General features: G+C 64.9%; 14 protein-coding genes. 10 read left to right on the top strand and 4 right to left on the bottom strand.

The annotated features are described in order from the left end of the window. Positions 1–90: 90 nt before the first annotated feature. Entirely contained in the window at positions 91–531 is a 441-nt protein-coding gene (locus C662_RS11330; protein WP_002928963.1) for a host attachment protein, read from the top strand. A gap of 214 nt (positions 532–745) precedes the next feature. Here C662_RS11330 and thpR read toward each other — a convergent pair whose 3' ends face one another. From thpR to ispD, 3 genes are read right to left on the bottom strand one after another with little or no spacing between them, the layout of a single operon-like run. Continuing rightward, a complete protein-coding gene (gene thpR / locus C662_RS20045) occupies positions 746–1,255 on the bottom strand; it encodes an RNA 2',3'-cyclic phosphodiesterase (protein WP_232431535.1) in 510 nt (169 codons plus the stop codon). A 50-nt stretch (positions 1,256–1,305) separates the two neighbouring features. Beyond that, on the bottom strand, positions 1,306–1,797 hold the full coding sequence (gene ispF / locus C662_RS11320) for a 2-C-methyl-D-erythritol 2,4-cyclodiphosphate synthase (protein WP_002928960.1): 492 nt from the start codon (positions 1,795–1,797) through the stop codon (positions 1,306–1,308). Continuing rightward, positions 1,794–2,513, bottom strand: coding sequence for a 2-C-methyl-D-erythritol 4-phosphate cytidylyltransferase (gene ispD / locus C662_RS11315; protein ID WP_002937502.1), 720 nt, complete (start codon positions 2,511–2,513; stop codon positions 1,794–1,796). The genes ispF and ispD overlap by 4 nt, the downstream gene beginning before the upstream one ends. Before the next feature lie 85 nt (positions 2,514–2,598). Between ispD and amrB the strand changes: the two genes are divergently transcribed. From amrB to C662_RS11270, 9 genes are all read left to right on the top strand, one after another. Then, the gene (amrB, locus tag C662_RS11310; protein ID WP_002928950.1) at positions 2,599–3,423 is read left to right on the top strand and encodes an AmmeMemoRadiSam system protein B; all 825 of its coding nucleotides are present in this window, start codon (positions 2,599–2,601) and stop codon (positions 3,421–3,423) included. Further along, the gene (amrA, locus tag C662_RS11305) at positions 3,410–3,976 is read left to right on the top strand and encodes an AmmeMemoRadiSam system protein A (protein ID WP_002928948.1); all 567 of its coding nucleotides are present in this window, start codon (positions 3,410–3,412) and stop codon (positions 3,974–3,976) included. Before amrB ends, amrA begins: the two co-directional genes overlap by 14 nt. Continuing rightward, positions 3,973–5,094 (top strand): AmmeMemoRadiSam system radical SAM enzyme, encoded by a 1,122-nt coding sequence (amrS, locus tag C662_RS11300; RefSeq protein ID WP_002928946.1) that lies wholly within the window; start codon positions 3,973–3,975, stop codon positions 5,092–5,094. Before amrA ends, amrS begins: the two co-directional genes overlap by 4 nt. Before the next feature lie 81 nt (positions 5,095–5,175). Beyond that, entirely contained in the window at positions 5,176–5,832 is a 657-nt protein-coding gene (locus C662_RS11295) for a dienelactone hydrolase family protein (RefSeq protein ID WP_002928941.1), read from the top strand. 31 nt (positions 5,833–5,863) lie between these two features. Beyond that, positions 5,864–6,577: a putative metalloprotease CJM1_0395 family protein gene (locus tag C662_RS11290; protein ID WP_002928940.1), complete on the top strand. Its 714-nt coding sequence runs from the start codon at positions 5,864–5,866 to the stop codon at positions 6,575–6,577. 110 nt (positions 6,578–6,687) lie between these two features. Beyond that, on the top strand, positions 6,688–10,140 hold the full coding sequence (mfd, locus tag C662_RS11285) for a transcription-repair coupling factor (RefSeq protein ID WP_198291895.1): 3,453 nt from the start codon (positions 6,688–6,690) through the stop codon (positions 10,138–10,140). Between the two features lie 152 nt (positions 10,141–10,292). Then, positions 10,293–12,062, top strand: a complete 1,770-nt coding sequence (locus C662_RS11280; protein WP_002928937.1) for a putative bifunctional diguanylate cyclase/phosphodiesterase — start codon at positions 10,293–10,295, stop codon at positions 12,060–12,062. A gap of 21 nt (positions 12,063–12,083) precedes the next feature. Further along, the gene (corA, locus tag C662_RS11275) at positions 12,084–13,049 is read left to right on the top strand and encodes a magnesium/cobalt transporter CorA (RefSeq protein WP_002928935.1); all 966 of its coding nucleotides are present in this window, start codon (positions 12,084–12,086) and stop codon (positions 13,047–13,049) included. 59 nt (positions 13,050–13,108) lie between these two features. Beyond that, positions 13,109–14,443, top strand: a complete 1,335-nt coding sequence (locus C662_RS11270) for a M48 family metalloprotease (protein WP_002928933.1) — start codon at positions 13,109–13,111, stop codon at positions 14,441–14,443. Here C662_RS11270 and C662_RS11265 read toward each other — a convergent pair. Then, a complete protein-coding gene (locus C662_RS11265) occupies positions 14,436–15,017 on the bottom strand; it encodes a DNA-3-methyladenine glycosylase I (protein ID WP_002928932.1) in 582 nt (193 codons plus the stop codon). The genes C662_RS11270 and C662_RS11265 overlap by 8 nt on opposite strands. Positions 15,018–15,141: the final 124 nt, after the last annotated feature.

The following is a 15,141-nucleotide window of genomic DNA, read 5'->3' as shown; positions in this document are numbered from 1 at the left end:
TTCGTGTCCTAAGCTGAAAGCGCGTATGCCCTTCGGGCCCGGCCCGGTGCTCGAGGCAACGCCCTTTTTAGTAGCAACGGAGGGTGTCTCATGGCCATAACCTGGATTCTTGTTGCCAACGCCAGTCTCGCCAAACTCTATGCCAACTTGGGGCCCAACAAGGGCCTGACACTGGTGAAGGAACTGATCCACCCGGAAAGCCGTCAGAAGAATGCCGAACTCGTCACCGACCGCTCGGGCGCCATGGCCGCGAACGGTTCGGGAGGCGGTTCGATGCAACCCCAGACGCTGCCCAAGCAGCACGAAGCCAAGGTCTTTGCACAGGAGATCGCTCAGGAGTTGTACCAGGGAAGGGCCAAGAACGCCTTCAAGCGGGCGATCCTGGTCGCTCCGCCGGCCTTCATGGGCATGCTCAACAGCGTCATCGATGCACCCACGGCGCAAATGGTCACCGACCGTTTTGAAAAGGACTACACCAAGACCACGCAGAACGAACTCAGCGAACGTCTTGGTTCCGCGATCTTTCTCTGAAGGAGGGTGTTTTCACGCTTTCGCCGTACCCGATCTGTCACTCGTCGAGGGCCGAAGGCCTGCAGACAAAGGAGGACGCATTTGATCCTGGTGAGAAAATCGTAGTTTCCGTATCGAAAGCAGGAACCCAAGCGAAAGATGTGTCTCCCTAATGGGACACTGGAAGGGCTGATATGCCACCTTCAATGAGAACGGGACGCTCTGCGTCCCGTTCTCATTGGTGCAGCCGCCAGCGCGCCAAAGTCCGATACGAAGCGCCCTGTGCCGTGCGCTCGGAAGCCATCAAGGCGAAACTCGCCACCTGCCAGTGCACGGGCGCCACAGGGCCTGCTGGTGGTGCGTCATGTGCCTTGCGAAGCAAGGTCACATGAGGATTGAAGGCCCGCTCATCGAGCGCCAGGCCGGCATTACGGACACCGGTGCAAAGTTGTGCCGCCAGCGCCTGCAAGGCACCCGGTGGGGTCGATGGCGCAGCCCACACGACGCGGTTGCCATGCCAGCTTCCGGCCACATCCACAGTCAGGGCGAAGGCTTCACCCCTGATCTGCCGTCCGAGCCGCAGCACAGACTCGAGCGCAACAGTCGGGACCTCCCCCAGAAAGGCGAGCGTGAGGTGGAGCGTGTCACGACGCATCACACGCCCACCGCAGAGCAGCTGCAAGGCGCGCGCCAGCGCATGAAGACGGTTAGCCGTCGCAGCGTCGGGCCATAACGCGAAGAACACGCGCAAGTGTTCGTGATCGTCCGGCGGCGCTTTACCCCCGCACATCGCAGTCATGGCTGGACGCGCGCCAGCATGGCTACGACCTGGGCCGCAATACCTTCGCCGCGACCGGTAAAGCCCAGTTTCTCGGTCGTTTTGCCCTTGATGTTGATTGCCGCTGGGTCGATCTCGAGGTCTGCGGCAATATTCGCAACCATCTCCGGCGCATGGGGCAGGATTCGCGGCGCCTTGCAGATCAACGTGGCATCCACATTCACGACCTCCCAACCTGCGCTGCGAACACGCGCAAAGGCTTCGCGCAGAAGCACCCGGCTGTCAGCCCCGGCGTGGGCCGGGTCCGTGTCCGGGAACAGGCGGCCGATGTCGCCGAGGCCTGCCGCGCCGAGCAGCGCATCAGTCAGCGCATGCAGCAACACGTCGGCATCCGAGTGCCCGAGCAGGCCACGATCAAAGGGGATATCTACTCCACCGACAATCAATGCGCGCCCAGGAACGAGGGCATGGACATCGAAGCCCTGGCCGATACGGAACGGAAAACTCATTGCTGCACACCCTCCCTGTTCTGAAGAATCCACTCGGCCAGATGAAGATCGAGCGGATAGGTCACCTTGAGGTTGGTCGCATCGCCCTGCACCAACCGGGGGCGCAGGCCCGCGGCCTCGATCGCGCTCGCCTCGTCGGTGACGTTACGCGCTCCCTCCAGCGCCCGTCTGAGCATCACGTAACGGAACATCTGCGGCGTCTGCGCCTGCCACAGGCTATCGCGCGCCACGGTCTCGACGACATGGCGATGCTGATCAGCGCGCTTTAGCGTGTCGGCCACCGGTACGGCAAGCAGGCCACCGACCTCGTCGTGCGCAAGCTCGCGAGTCAGCTTGTCAACATGCCAAGGTGCAAGGCACGGGCGCGCCGCATCATGCACCAGCACCCAGTCGCTTTGCTCCGCTTCATGCGCGATCGCGCGCAGGCCGCCCAGCACGCTGTCGGCGCGTGTCGCACCGCCACAGAACAGCGGCTTGAGCTTGGGGCCGAGGCCGGACCAATCGTGGCGCGCCCATTCGCGGTCATCGACCGACAGCACGACGAACACGGCGTCGATCTCGGGTGCAGCGCACAGTACGGACAACGCGTGGTGGATGAGTGGCCGCCCGAGCAGAGGCAGATACTGCTTGGGCTGGGCGGCGCCCATGCGCGAACCCGTGCCGGCCGCAGGCACGATCGCATAATGGCGGGAGCGGGATTTCTGCATGGCGCGCATTCTAGCTGCGCCCTGCAGCGGCTGTGGCGAAGGCCTATAATTTAATTGTTCGCCTGTGCCGCAGGCATCCCCGGGGCTCACGTCCATGGCACTCGCTTCGATCCGCCCGGCCGCGGTGGCCGGGCAGTTTTACCCACGCGATGAACGCGTGCTGCGGACGCAGCTCGCCGAGTTGATGTCCACCGCCGTAGCAATGGAGCACGCGCGCTGGCCCAAGGCCATCATCGTGCCGCACGCCGGCTACATCTACTCCGGCCCGATTGCCGCGACCGCTTACGCCCAGCTCACCCCGATGCGCGACCGTATCCGCCGCGTCGTCATGCTCGGCCCTACCCACCGAGTTGCGGTGCGCGGCTTTGCGCTGCCCGCAGCGCAGGCATTCGCCACCCCGCTCGGCGAGGTCCCTCTTGCGCGGGCCGACTGGTTGCGCCTGCAAGCGCGCGACGACATCGTCGTCGATGATCGCCCCCATGCGCTGGAGCATTGCCTGGAAGTGCAGCTGCCTTTCCTGCAAAGTCTGCTCGAACGCTTCGAGATCGTGCCTATCCTGGTCGGCGATGCGCGCCCGCAAGCCGTGGCGAATCTGCTCGAGGATCTATGGGGTGGACCGGAGACGCTGCTCCTGGTCAGCTCCGACCTGTCTCACTACCTGAGCTACCACGAGGCTCAATGGTCCGACCGTGCCGCGATCGAGGAGATCCTGGCGCTGCGTCCCGGCCTCGACCACGAGCAGGCCTGCGGCGCCACACCCATCAACGGCCTGTTGCTCGCGGCACAGAACCATCATCTTCATGCCCGCCTGCTCGACCTGCGCAACTCCGGTGACACGGCCGGCGATCGTGCCAGCGTCGTGGGCTACGCCAGCGTTGCCTTCTGCGAAGCGGACCCCCCAAGCCATGCACGACACTGAACTCGGTCCCATTCTCCTCCGCCTCGCCCGAACGGCGATCGCCCACAATCTCGGTCGCGGCCCGCGCCCCTCCCTGCCCGAAGACGAACGCCTGCACGAACGCGGCGCCAGCTTCGTGACGCTCACCGAGAATGGCGACCTGCGAGGCTGCATCGGCAGCCTCAGGCGCTCCCGTCCGCTCGGCGAGGACGTCATCGCCAACGCCATCGCAGCCGCAACGCAGGACCCGCGCTTTCAGCCGCTTACTGGTGACGAACTCGACACCGTATGCATTGAAGTGTCGGTGCTGAGCGAACCCGAGTTCATCGACTTCGCCGATGAAACCGCGCTGCTCGCGCAGTTGCGTCCGCACGAGGACGGGCTGATCCTGTTCTCCGGCTGCAGGTCAGCCACCTTCCTGCCCCAGGTCTGGACGCAGCTGCCCACCCCTGAGGCCTTCCTTGCCGCACTCAAGCGCAAGGCCGGCCTGCCTACCGACCGGGCCGTGCCGGGCCTGATGGCTGCGCGCTACCGCGTGCAGAAGTGGAGCGAAGCTACGGGAGCGCACATATGAACGCGAATGCGGGTGCAAGCATCGGTGCGCGCTACCCGGCGCGCTACTGGCACCGTCTCGACGACGGCCGCTACCAGTGTGACCTCTGCCCGCGCCTATGCAAGCTGCACCCCGATCAGCGCGGCGCCTGTTTCGTGCGCATGCGTGCGGGCGACGAGATGTTGCTCACCACTTACGGCAGAAGTTCTGGCTTTTGCATCGACCCGATCGAGAAGAAGCCGCTCAACCATTTCTTCCCAGGCAGCAGCGTGCTGTCCTTTGGCACCGCGGGCTGCAACCTTGCTTGCAAGTTCTGTCAGAACTGGGACATCAGCAAGTCACGCGACCTCGACACCCTGATGGACGCTGCCTCGGCGGACGAGATCGCCGCCACCGCACAGCGCTGGGGCTGCCACAGCGTTGCATTCACCTACAACGACCCGGTCATATTCGCCGAGTATGCCATCGACGTTGCCGAAGCCTGCCACGCCCGCGGGCTGAAGACGGTCGCGGTCACGGCAGGCTACATCTCCGAGTGTGCCCGGCATGATTTCTTCTCGCACATGGATGCCGCCAATGTCGACCTCAAGGGCTTCAGCGACGACTTTTACGTCAAGCTCTGTGGTGCTCATCTTCAGCCGGTTCTCGACACCCTTACCTGGCTCAAGCGCGAGACCACGGTATGGCTTGAGCTGACCACGCTGCTCATCCCCGGTTGCAACGACACCGACGACGAGATTCGTAAGCTGTCGCACTGGGTGTGCAGCACTCTGGGCGCTGACGTACCGCTGCACTTCAGCGCGTTCCACCCGGACTTCAAGATGGCCGACGTGCCCGCAACACCACTCGACACCCTGCGCAGGGCACGCCGGATCGCACGCGATACCGGCCTGCAGCATGTCTATACCGGCAACGTCCATGACAGCGACGGCGACACCAGCTACTGTGCCGGCTGCGGTGAAGCGCTGATCGTGCGCGACTGGTACGAGATCCGCAGTTATCGGCTCGATACCGCGGGATGCTGCCCCCGCTGTGGCACTGCGCTTGCCGGCCGATATGGCGCAGTGGGAGCGGCCATCGGCAAGCCCTTCGGCGCACGTCGCATCCCAGTGGCGCTGCATCGACCTCAACGGACCTGAACACCGAGCCAGTGCTCGCGCTAGCACCTAGCCGAGCCCGCCACCGCGAGCACAGCCCGAACCCTGCACAATGGCATCGACGTGAAGCTACGCAAGACACTCATCAGTATTCCCGCACAGGGCGTCTGGCTCGAAGGACTGCTCTGTCACGCACCCAACGTGCGCGGGCTGGTGCTGCGTCTGCACTCCACCGGACACCCTGCGCTCGACGGGCCGGAGTCCGCTCTCGAAGGCGAGCTGCATCGCCATGGCTTCGCCACCGTCACGCTTGACCTGCTCACCCGCCAGGAAGTCCACCGCGACCCGGACGCCGCCTACAACATTCCCCGCCTGAGCGAGCGCATCCAGAGCACAGTGGAATGGATCGCCCATCAGCCGCCGATCGGGGCACTCAGGCTCGGCCTGGTCGGACAGGACACCGGCTGCGCCGCCGCCGTGCGTGCCGTGGTACGCGACCCAGACCGCTTCACCGCCCTGGTCTTCCTCAACGGCCGCCCCGATCTCGCTGGCGCCGAGCCTCTGCGCGCACTGCGCTGCCCGGTACGCTTCATCGTCACCCCACGCAGTCCGGACAGCGCCATCCTCGAGAAAGCCTATGCCTTGCTCAAAGGCCCCCGCCACTGGCTGGCTCTACCGGATGGTGCCGACGAGCGCGAAGACGAACGTCTGCAGGCACGGGCGGCCTGCGCCTGGCTGGAGCAACATCTGGGCACCACGGAAAGTGCTGCACTAGAATAGAAGGCGTTTTCAATCAAGGCATTCCTGCAGCATGGCCATTCCCGCTGCCGGCGTTGCCGCCTGGGCATCCACTCAGGCCATTTACCCGGCGCCCACCACCACCCGCCAGGATCGAAGCCAAGCCGCGGGCTCGACCGCAGCCGAGGTGACGCCAGACGACCCGCAGACCGAGCTCGAGGGCGGTGGCGGCGCTTACGCACGTGATGAATCTGCGCTTACCGATCAGGAACAGCGCCTACTCCAGCAACTCCAGCAGCGCGACCGCGAGGTCAGGGCACACGAGATGGCCCACGTCGCCGCAGGCGCCGGCCTGGTCACACGAGGCGCAAGCTACACCTACCAGACAGGCCCCGACGGACAGCGTTATGCAGTCGGCGGCGAGGTCAGCATCGATACCTCGCCCGGACGGACACCCGAGGAGACGCTTGCCAAGGCCGAGCAGATCCGTGCCGCCGCACTCGCCCCAGCCGACCCCTCGCCACAAGATCGACAGGTCGCGGCACAGGCCACCCGCATGGCCATGGAGGCTCGTATGGAGCTTGCCCGCCAGGTCTTCGAGCGCGAAGCAATCCCCCCTGAAGAGGCTGGCGACGGTGTCGATGGCGGCAGGCCTGCCGCCGCAGCCGCCGCAACAGCTGCCGACTCGCCGTCCGCCTATCTCGTGCGCCAGGCGCGTTCGGCCTACGAGACCATGGCAGGGTCGGCGCTGGCCGCACGACCGCCCGGACTGGATCTGATGGCCTGAATACAACAACAGGCATTTTTGCGGGGATAATGCCGGCCTGCGCCAATGGCTGGCGTTTCCTGGCACCGCCTCGCCCCAATCGCCTCAAGCAGCAACCGAACAACAACATCATGCCCACATCCCTCGACGCCCTGCTCCGCCCGCTTTCCACGCTCGTGCTTCCCAAGCCCGGCACGCGGCTGGAGACCGGCGCACTGGCCGGCTCGGCCGACGCGCTTGCCATCGCCCAGCTCGCCGGCCGCGGCCGCATGCTGGTGGTGATCACCGCCAACCCGCTCGACGCCCAGCGCCTTCAGGACGAGATCGCCTGGGTCGCCCCTGGCCTGCGCGCGCACCTGCTGCCCGACTGGGAAACCCTGCCCTACGACAACTTCTCTCCGCACCAGGATCTCATCTCCGAGCGCCTTTCGACGCTGTACGCGATCAGCCGCGGCGAGACCGACCTCGTGCTGGTGCCAGCCTCGACCGCGCTGTATCGCATGGCGCCACCGGCCTACCTGGCCGCCTACACCTTCTTCCTCAAGCAGGGCGAGAAGCTCGATGTCGAGCAGTTCAAGGCACAGATGGCGCTCGCCGGCTATGCGCATGTCACTCAGGTGGTGAGCCCGGGCGAGTTCTCGGTGCGTGGCGGGCTGGTCGACCTGTTCCCGATGGGCTCGCCGCTGCCCTTTCGCATCGACCTCTTCGACGACGAGGTCGAGAGCATCAAGACCTTCGACCCGGACACCCAGCGCACGGTGTATCCGACCAAGGAGATCCGCTTGCTGCCGGCGCGCGAGTTTCCTCTCGACGACAAGGGCCGCACGCGCTTTCGCAGCCGCTTCCGCGAGACCTTCGAGGGCGACCCGACGCGTGCGTCGATCTACAAGGACGTCTCCAACGGCATTGCGCCTGCCGGTATCGAGTACTACCTGCCGCTGTTTTTCGACGACACCGCGACCCTGCTCGACTACCTGCCTGCCGACACACCGGTGCTGCTGCACCGCGACGTGCCGGCGGCGATCGCGGAGTTCTGGAAAGACACGCGCTCGCGCTACGACCTTCTGAAGGGCGACCGCACTCGTCCGGTGCTGCCACCCGACCAACTCTTCCTGAGCGACGAAGCCTTCTTCATCGCACTGAAGAACCTTCCGAAGCTCTCGATGGGTGTCGAAGCCTGCGCCGACACCGCCGGCGCACTTGCCCTGCCGCCGCCCGAGGTCGCTGTCGAGCGCAAGGCCACCGACCCGTTGCACAAGCTCAAGGCCTTCCTCGACAGCTTCGACGGCCGCGTGCTGCTGCTGTCGGACTCGCCTGGCCGACGCGAGACCATGGCCGAATTTTTCGGCGAGTACGGCGTCAAGCCGGAGGCCAGCGCTGACTTTGGCGCCTTCCTCGATACCGATGCCCGCCTCGCGCTGGGCGTTGCGCCGCTCGCGCGCGGCTTCGTGCTGCCCGCGGCGAAGCTGGCGGTGCTCACCGAGACCGAACTCTATGCCACCACCGCGCGCAGCCGAGTCCGTCGTGATGCGCGCAAGGCCGCGACCATGGAAGGTTGGCTGCGCGACCTGTCCGAACTCAAGATCGGCGACCCGGTGGTGCATGTATCCCACGGCATCGGCCGCTACCTTGGGCTCATCCACATGAACCTGGGTGAGGGCGACACCGAGTTTCTGCACCTGGAGTACAACGGGGGCGACAAGCTCTACGTGCCGGTGTCGCAGCTGCATGTCATCACCCGTTACGCTGGTGCCGACCCCGAGGCAGTCGACCTTCACCGCCTCGGCTCGGGCCAGTGGGAGAAGGCCAAGAAGAAGGCGGCGATGCAGGTGCGCGATACTGCCGCCGAGCTGCTGGCCCTGTACGCCCAGCGCGCCGCACGTCCCGGCCACCGCTTCGACTTCAAGCAGCACGACCTGGAAGCCTTTGCCGAAGGCTTCGGCTTCGAGACCACGCCCGACCAGCAGGCCGCGATCGACGCTGTGGTCGGCGACATGAAGTCCGGCCGGCCGATGGACCGCCTGGTGTGCGGCGACGTCGGCTTTGGCAAAACCGAGGTCGCGCTGCGTGCCGCCTTCATCGCCGTGGCCGATGGCAAGCAGGTGGTGGTGCTGTGTCCGACCACCCTGCTCGCCGAGCAGCATTACCAGACCTTCGCCGACCGCTTCGCCGACTGGCCGATCAGGATCGCCGAGCTGTCGCGCTTCAAGTCAGCCAAGGAGCAGGCCGAGGCCCTGCAGCAACTGTCGGAGGGCAAGGTCGACATCATCATCGGCACGCATCGCCTGCTGCAGAAGGATGTGGTGTTCAAACGCCTGGGGCTGGTGATCATCGACGAGGAGCACCGCTTCGGTGTGCGCCAGAAGGAGTCGCTCAAACAGCTACGCTCCGAAGTCGACATCCTGACGCTGACCGCCACGCCGATCCCGCGAACGCTCGGCCTGGCGATGGAAGGCCTGCGCGAGTTCTCGGTGATCGCCACCGCACCGCAGAAGCGCCTGGCGATCAAGACCTTCGTCCAGCCTTCCAGCCGCGGCGTGATCCGCGAGGCGGTGCTGCGCGAGTTCAAGCGCGGCGGCCAGGTGTACTTCCTCCACAACGAGGTCGACACCATCGACAACATGCGCAACGACCTCGAAGAGCTGCTGCCCGAGGCCCGCATCGTCGTCGGCCATGGCCAGTTGCCCGAGCGCGAGCTCGAGCGCGTGATGCGCGACTTCACCCAGCAGCGCGCCAACCTGCTGCTGTGCACCACCATCATCGAGACCGGTATCAACATCCCCACCGCCAACACCATCATCATCAACCGTGCCGACCGCTTCGGACTGGCGCAGCTGCACCAGTTGCGCGGCCGTGTCGGCCGCAGCCACCACCAGGCCTACGCCTACCTGCTGACCATGCCCGGCGCAAAGCCCACCGCGCAGGCACAGAAGCGGCTCGAAGCGATTGCGATGATGGAGGATCTCGGCTCCGGCTTCTACCTGGCCATGCACGACCTGGAGATCCGCGGCGCCGGCGAGGTGCTGGGCGAAAATCAGTCGGGCGAGATCCAGCAGGTTGGCTTCAGCCTGTACACCGAGATGCTCAAGCGCGCGGTCAAGGACCTCCAGGCCGGCAAGGAGCCCGACCTGTCGCAGCCGCTCGAGGTCGTGTCCGAGATCAACCTGCACACCCCCGCATTGCTGCCCACTGACTACTGCCCCGACGTGCAGGAGCGCCTGACGCTGTACAAGCGGCTGGCCAACTGCGAGATGGAGGAAGACCTGCGCGCGCTGCAGGAAGAACTCATCGACCGTTTCGGCGAGGTACCGCCGCAAACTGCAGCGCTCGTCGAAACCCACCGCCTGCGCATGCTTGTTAAAGACTACGGGGTGAACAAGCTCGACGCCTCGGACGCGCAGATCAGCGTGCAGTTCGCCAAGGACGCCCCCATCGACCCGGTCAAGGTCATCTTCCTGATCCAGAAGGACCGCAGCACCAAGATGGCCGGGCCCGAGAAGCTTGTGCGCCGCGTGAGCCTGCCCAATCTCAAGGACAGGGTGAAGGCCGTAAAGGACCTGCTCGATGCGGTGAAGGCGGGGTAGCGAGGCCGACACGGACGTCTCGGCGGCGAGTGCCATCTCGGCGCGTGTCGGTCATCGCTGCGCCTCTTCCCGCTCTCATCAACTAGCCCGACACCACAGGAAGCGCTTAACATCCCGCCGTTACAGCCTCATTACGAACCTGGGCACGCCCGATGATCAAGGTTTACCGCAAGCCACCTCAAGCCTTCCCGACAGAGAGCGCCTTCTTCAGGCTGCCCGGCACCTTGCTGATGGTCCTGGATGAAGACGGGAACGTCCAGATGATGAGCGAGGCCTGGCAAGATGTCCTCGGTGTCGGCCAAGCAGCACTGCGCTGGCGCCCCTTTGCCGCATTCATACACGACGACGATCGCAACAGCGTGCGCGACCGCCTCGCACAACTCGGCCAAGACAAGACCACCCTGAGGTTCTCATGCCGATGCCGCCACGCGGACGGCCACTACGTGGGGCTGGCCTGGAACGTCAATCTGGACCGCGAGCATCACCTCTACTATGTCTCCGCGCATGAAACAGGTGTACGTCTGCGCACTGACGCGGGCGGACTTCCGGAAGTCTTGATCGACGGCCTCACCGGGCTGCCCAATCGCGGGCTCTTCGTCGACCGCATCGGTCACGCCATTCAGCGCGCACGGCGCAATCCGGAGCTGCGATTTGCCGTCATCCATTGTGGCATCGACCGCTTCAGCGTCATCAACCATAGCCTCGGCAACCGCATCGGCGATCTGCTGCTGGTCGAGCTTGCCAACTTGCTGCGCCGCTCGACGCGACCGACCGACATGGTGGCGCGCCTCGGCGGCGACGAGTTCGGCATCCTGCTCGAGGATATCCGTGACGAAACCTCGCCGATCCGTGTCATCAAGCGCCTGCAAGCACATTGCACCCTGCCCTTCGAGCTCCATGAGCAGGAGGTCGTTATGAGCCTGTCGGCAGGCATGACGCTCTCGACACCGGACTACGACGAAGCCGATGCCATGCTGCGCGATGCGGGCATGGCCCTCAAGCGCGCAAAGACTCAAGGTGGCGGCGCTCATGTCATCTTCGATCGCAAACTGCACGAGGAAGCGTTCAACCGGCTCGATCTCGAACTCGATCTGCGGCGGGCCCTGGAACGCAACCAGATCGAGGTTTACTACCAGCCTTTCGTACGGATCAGAGACCGGCGGCTGGTCGGCTTCGAGGCCCTGGCACGCTGGAATCACCCCGAACGCGGCCTCATATCGCCCGCCCGCTTCATCCCGCTGGCCGAGGAAAGCGGCCTCATCGTTCCGATCGGACGCTGGATCCTGGAGCGGGCTTGTACCGACCTGAAGCGCTGGCAAAACACCCACCCTCGCCGACCGGCACTGACCGTCAGCGTAAACCTCGCCGCCCGCCAGATCGCCTATCCAAACCTGCTCAAGGACATCCGCCAGAGCCTGCGTCAGAGCGGTCTCGCCCCGCGCCATCTGAAGCTAGAGATCACCGAGAGCGCGATGATGGACGATGCCGAGCGGGCGATCGAGCTTTTCGTAGCGTTAAAACGCTCCCGCTTGAAGCTCTTGCTCGACGATTTCGGCACCGGCTATTCGTCCCTGTCCTATCTGCACCGCTTGCCGATCGATGCGCTGAAGATCGACCGCTCCTTCATCGAACACATCGACACCCGGCCGACTGACCGCAGTTTTGTCGAGACCATCCTGAGCCTTGCCAAACAGCTCAAACTCGAGGTCATCTGCGAAGGGGTCGAGCGCATCGAGCAGGAGGCCTTACTGCGCGCGCTTGGCGCGAGCCACGTACAAGGCTTCATGTATTCGCGCCCGGTCACCGCGACCCAGGCGGAAATGCTGATCCTGCAGGATATCAACCACCCTGGTCACTTCCTTCCCGACACCGGCCCCAAGGCGATCGACGCCTCGCAAGCTGAGTGCATCGCCACAGCCTGAACTGCGCCCAGCCTCAACACGATGCTCATCAACTGCACCGCCTACCAGCACGGCCGCAAGCTCGCCGATATTCCGGTCGAGGCCATCCGCGACACCTTGCAGCAACCCGACACCTTCGTCTGGGTCGCACTCAAGGACCCCTCAGCCAACGAACTGGCGGTGATGAAGGACGAGTTCGACCTGCACGAGCTCGCCATCGAGGATGCCAACCACCGCCACCAACGCCCCAAGGTTGAGGAGTACGAGGATGAGCTCTTCGCTGTCATGCACCTCGTCGAAGAGCGCGAAGGCAAGCTCCAGGTGGGCGAAGTGCACGTCTTCGTCGGCGCGAACTACATCCTGTCGGTGCGCAACAACCACGAACGAGACTTCCTCGGCGTACGCGCACGCTGCGAGCGCGAGCCGAAGATGCTCGCCAAGGGCCCGGGCTATGTGCTCTACGCGCTCATGGACGCCGTGGTGGATGGCTACTTCCCGCTCATCGAAAAACTCGAGACCGAGGTCGAGGCGCTGGAAGAACGCATCTTCACCCGCGGCGCGGCGCGCTCCAACATCCGCCGCCTGTACCGCCTGAAGCGCAAGGTGACGCTGCTTCGCCATGCCGTTCTGCCGTTGATGGAAGCTGCCGGCAAACTGCACAGCGGCCGCGTCCCCGAGGTCTGCGCCAAGAGCCGACACTATTTCCGCGACGTCTATGACCATCTCGCCCGCATCAACGCCTCGCTCGACGGCATCCGCGACACCATCGGCACCGCCATCCAGGTGAACCTCTCCATGGTTACCATCGACCAGACCGAGATCAGCAAGCGCCTCGCCGCATGGGCGGGCATCTTTGCCGTCGCCACCGCCTTTGCCGGCATCTGGGGCATGAACTTCAATCACATGCCCGAACTGACTTGGGAGTACGGCTACCTCTTCGGCCTGGGCGTCATCGCCAGCGCCGCAAGCTTCCTGTGGTGGCGCTTCCGCAAGGCGGGCTGGCTATAGACGGCGACCGGACCTGCGCCAGACCACCCAATCCCGCCCCCCTCGACAGACGAAACGTCATGAGCCGCTTCGACGCCCTCGCTCGCAGTCTTGAACGCAACCGCATCACCCGACGCCAGGCGCTCTGGCTGCTTGGTGCCGGCACGGCCGCGCTGTCTGGTTGCGCAGCATCGCCGGTCACCGGCAAGACCATCCTGGTCGGCATGAGTGAGGCCCAGGAAAAACTGGCCGACGCCCAGGTCGCGCCGCACCAGTTCTCCCAGGACCTCGGCGCCATCCAGGACGAAACGGTCAACCGCTACGTGGCCGAACTCGGCAAACGCATGGGAGGGTTGACCCACCGTCCGCTGATGCCCTATTCCTACCGGGTACTCAACGCCAACTACGTCAACGCCTACACTTTCCCCGGCGGCGCCATGGGCATCACCCGTGGCATCCTTGCCGAGCTCGACGACGAGGCCCAGCTCGCCGCACTTCTGGGCCACGAACTTGGCCACGTCAACGCCCGCCATGCCGCCCAACGCCAGGGCCAGAGCCTGATCGCGCAAGCTGCGCTCGCCGGGCTCAACGTCGCGGCGCAGGACTCCAACTGGGGCGGGGTGATGGCCATTGGCGGACAGATCGGCGCCAGCGCCCTGCTCGCCAGCTACTCGCGCGAACACGAACGCGAAGCCGATGCGCTGGGCCAGGACTACCTCGTCAAGGCCGGCTACCCGGCCACCGGAATGGTCCGCCTGCACCAGTTGCTCGTTGATGAGGAAAAGGCTGCACCCTCGCTGCTGCGTACCATGTTCTCAACCCACCCGATGAGCCACGAGCGCATGCAGGCCGCACAGGCCGCCGCCGACAACCAGTACCGCATCAGCAACAGCCAGGACGCCCGGCGCGAACGCTTCATGGACAGCACCGCCAGCCTGCGCCGCATCCGCCCCACCATCAACGCCTGCAAGAACGGCGAAACCGCGATGGCAGCCAAGCAATACACGGCGGCCCAAGTCGAGTTCGAATCGGCAATCGCCAAGACCCCGCGCGACTACGCCAGCAACCTGCGCATGGCTCAGTGCCTGCAGGCGCAGGGCGAGACGGGCAGAGCCGGCACCTACGCCAGCGTCGCCCGCGAGATCTACCCGCAAGAGGCCCAGGCGCACAAACTCTCCGGGGTGCTCGCGCTCCAGCAACGCGATCCAGGCAGCGCCTTCGAGCACCTTGACCGTTTCGACCGCCTGCTGCCCGGCGATGCAGGCACCACTTTCCTCAAGGGCATCGCGCTAGAGGGCATTGGCAACCGCCAGGCTGCAGCTCAGCATTACCTCGCCTACCTTCGCCAGAGTCAGCAAGGTAATGCAGCGCAGTACTCCTACAGCCGGCTCAAGGCCTGGGGCGTGGTCAAGTGATGCTGCACCCGGCGGCGATCTCGCGCTGGCGAAAGCAACCCTCGACGTGGTCGTTCACCATCCCCACCGCCTGCATGAAGGCATAGCACACCGTCGGCCCCACAAAGCGGAAGCCTAGGCGCTTGAGCTCGCGGCTCATCGCTCGCGACGCGGCTGTCTCGGCGGGCACGTCGGCCAATGATCGGCGCACGTCATTGCGCGGCACCCCATCGACGAACTGCCACACCAGGGCATCGAGTGAGCCGAAGCGTTCACGCGCATCGAGCACCGCGCGCGCATTCGCAATCGCAGACGCCACCTTGAGCCGATTACGCACAATGCCCGGGTCGGCAAGCAATCGCATCACGTCGTCGTCGGTGTAACGTGCAACCCGCTCCGCGTCAAAATCGGCAAACACGCGGCGGTAATGCTCCCGCTTGCGCAGGATGGTGATCCAGCTCAACCCCGCCTGTGCCCCTTCGAGTACCAGCATCTCGAACAGGTGGCGGTCGTCGTGGCTGGGGACGCCCCACTCAGCGTCGTGATAGGCGACGTACATGGGGTCGTTGCCACACCAGGCACAGCGCTCGGTCATAGGGGTCTCCTGTGGCTCAACTACGCGTTGACGCGCCAAAGCCCTGCTTTCTTTTGAGAGCAGGGCTTTGTTTTGTGGGTTAGTCTGACGATGACCTACTTTCACGAGGGCGGACCTCACTATC

The sequence above is a fragment of the Thauera sp. 28 genome, from assembly GCF_000310145.2.
Classification (GTDB): Bacteria; Pseudomonadota; Gammaproteobacteria; order Burkholderiales; family Rhodocyclaceae; genus Thauera; species Thauera mechernichensis.
The sequence above is the reverse complement of the archived record's forward strand: the minus strand, read 5'-3'. Positions and strand labels throughout refer to the sequence as shown.

Excerpts from the sequence above, each read along its gene's own strand:
- C662_RS11330 (WP_002928963.1), top strand. The coding sequence starts at position 91 with ATGGCCATAACCTGGATTCTTGTTGCCAACGCCAGTCTCGCCAAACTC.
- ispF (WP_002928960.1), bottom strand. The coding sequence starts at position 1,797 with ATGAGTTTTCCGTTCCGTATCGGCCAGGGCTTCGATGTCCATGCCCTC.
- ispD (WP_002937502.1), bottom strand. The coding sequence starts at position 2,513 with ATGCGCGCCATGCAGAAATCCCGCTCCCGCCATTATGCGATCGTGCCT.
- amrB (WP_002928950.1), top strand. The coding sequence starts at position 2,599 with ATGGCACTCGCTTCGATCCGCCCGGCCGCGGTGGCCGGGCAGTTTTAC.
- amrA (WP_002928948.1), top strand. The coding sequence starts at position 3,410 with ATGCACGACACTGAACTCGGTCCCATTCTCCTCCGCCTCGCCCGAACG.
- amrS (WP_002928946.1), top strand. The coding sequence starts at position 3,973 with ATGAACGCGAATGCGGGTGCAAGCATCGGTGCGCGCTACCCGGCGCGC.
- C662_RS11290 (WP_002928940.1), top strand. The coding sequence starts at position 5,864 with ATGGCCATTCCCGCTGCCGGCGTTGCCGCCTGGGCATCCACTCAGGCC.
- mfd (WP_198291895.1), top strand. The coding sequence starts at position 6,688 with ATGCCCACATCCCTCGACGCCCTGCTCCGCCCGCTTTCCACGCTCGTG.
- C662_RS11280 (WP_002928937.1), top strand. The coding sequence starts at position 10,293 with ATGATCAAGGTTTACCGCAAGCCACCTCAAGCCTTCCCGACAGAGAGC.
- corA (WP_002928935.1), top strand. The coding sequence starts at position 12,084 with ATGCTCATCAACTGCACCGCCTACCAGCACGGCCGCAAGCTCGCCGAT.
- C662_RS11270 (WP_002928933.1), top strand. The coding sequence starts at position 13,109 with ATGAGCCGCTTCGACGCCCTCGCTCGCAGTCTTGAACGCAACCGCATC.
- C662_RS11265 (WP_002928932.1), bottom strand. The coding sequence starts at position 15,017 with ATGACCGAGCGCTGTGCCTGGTGTGGCAACGACCCCATGTACGTCGCC.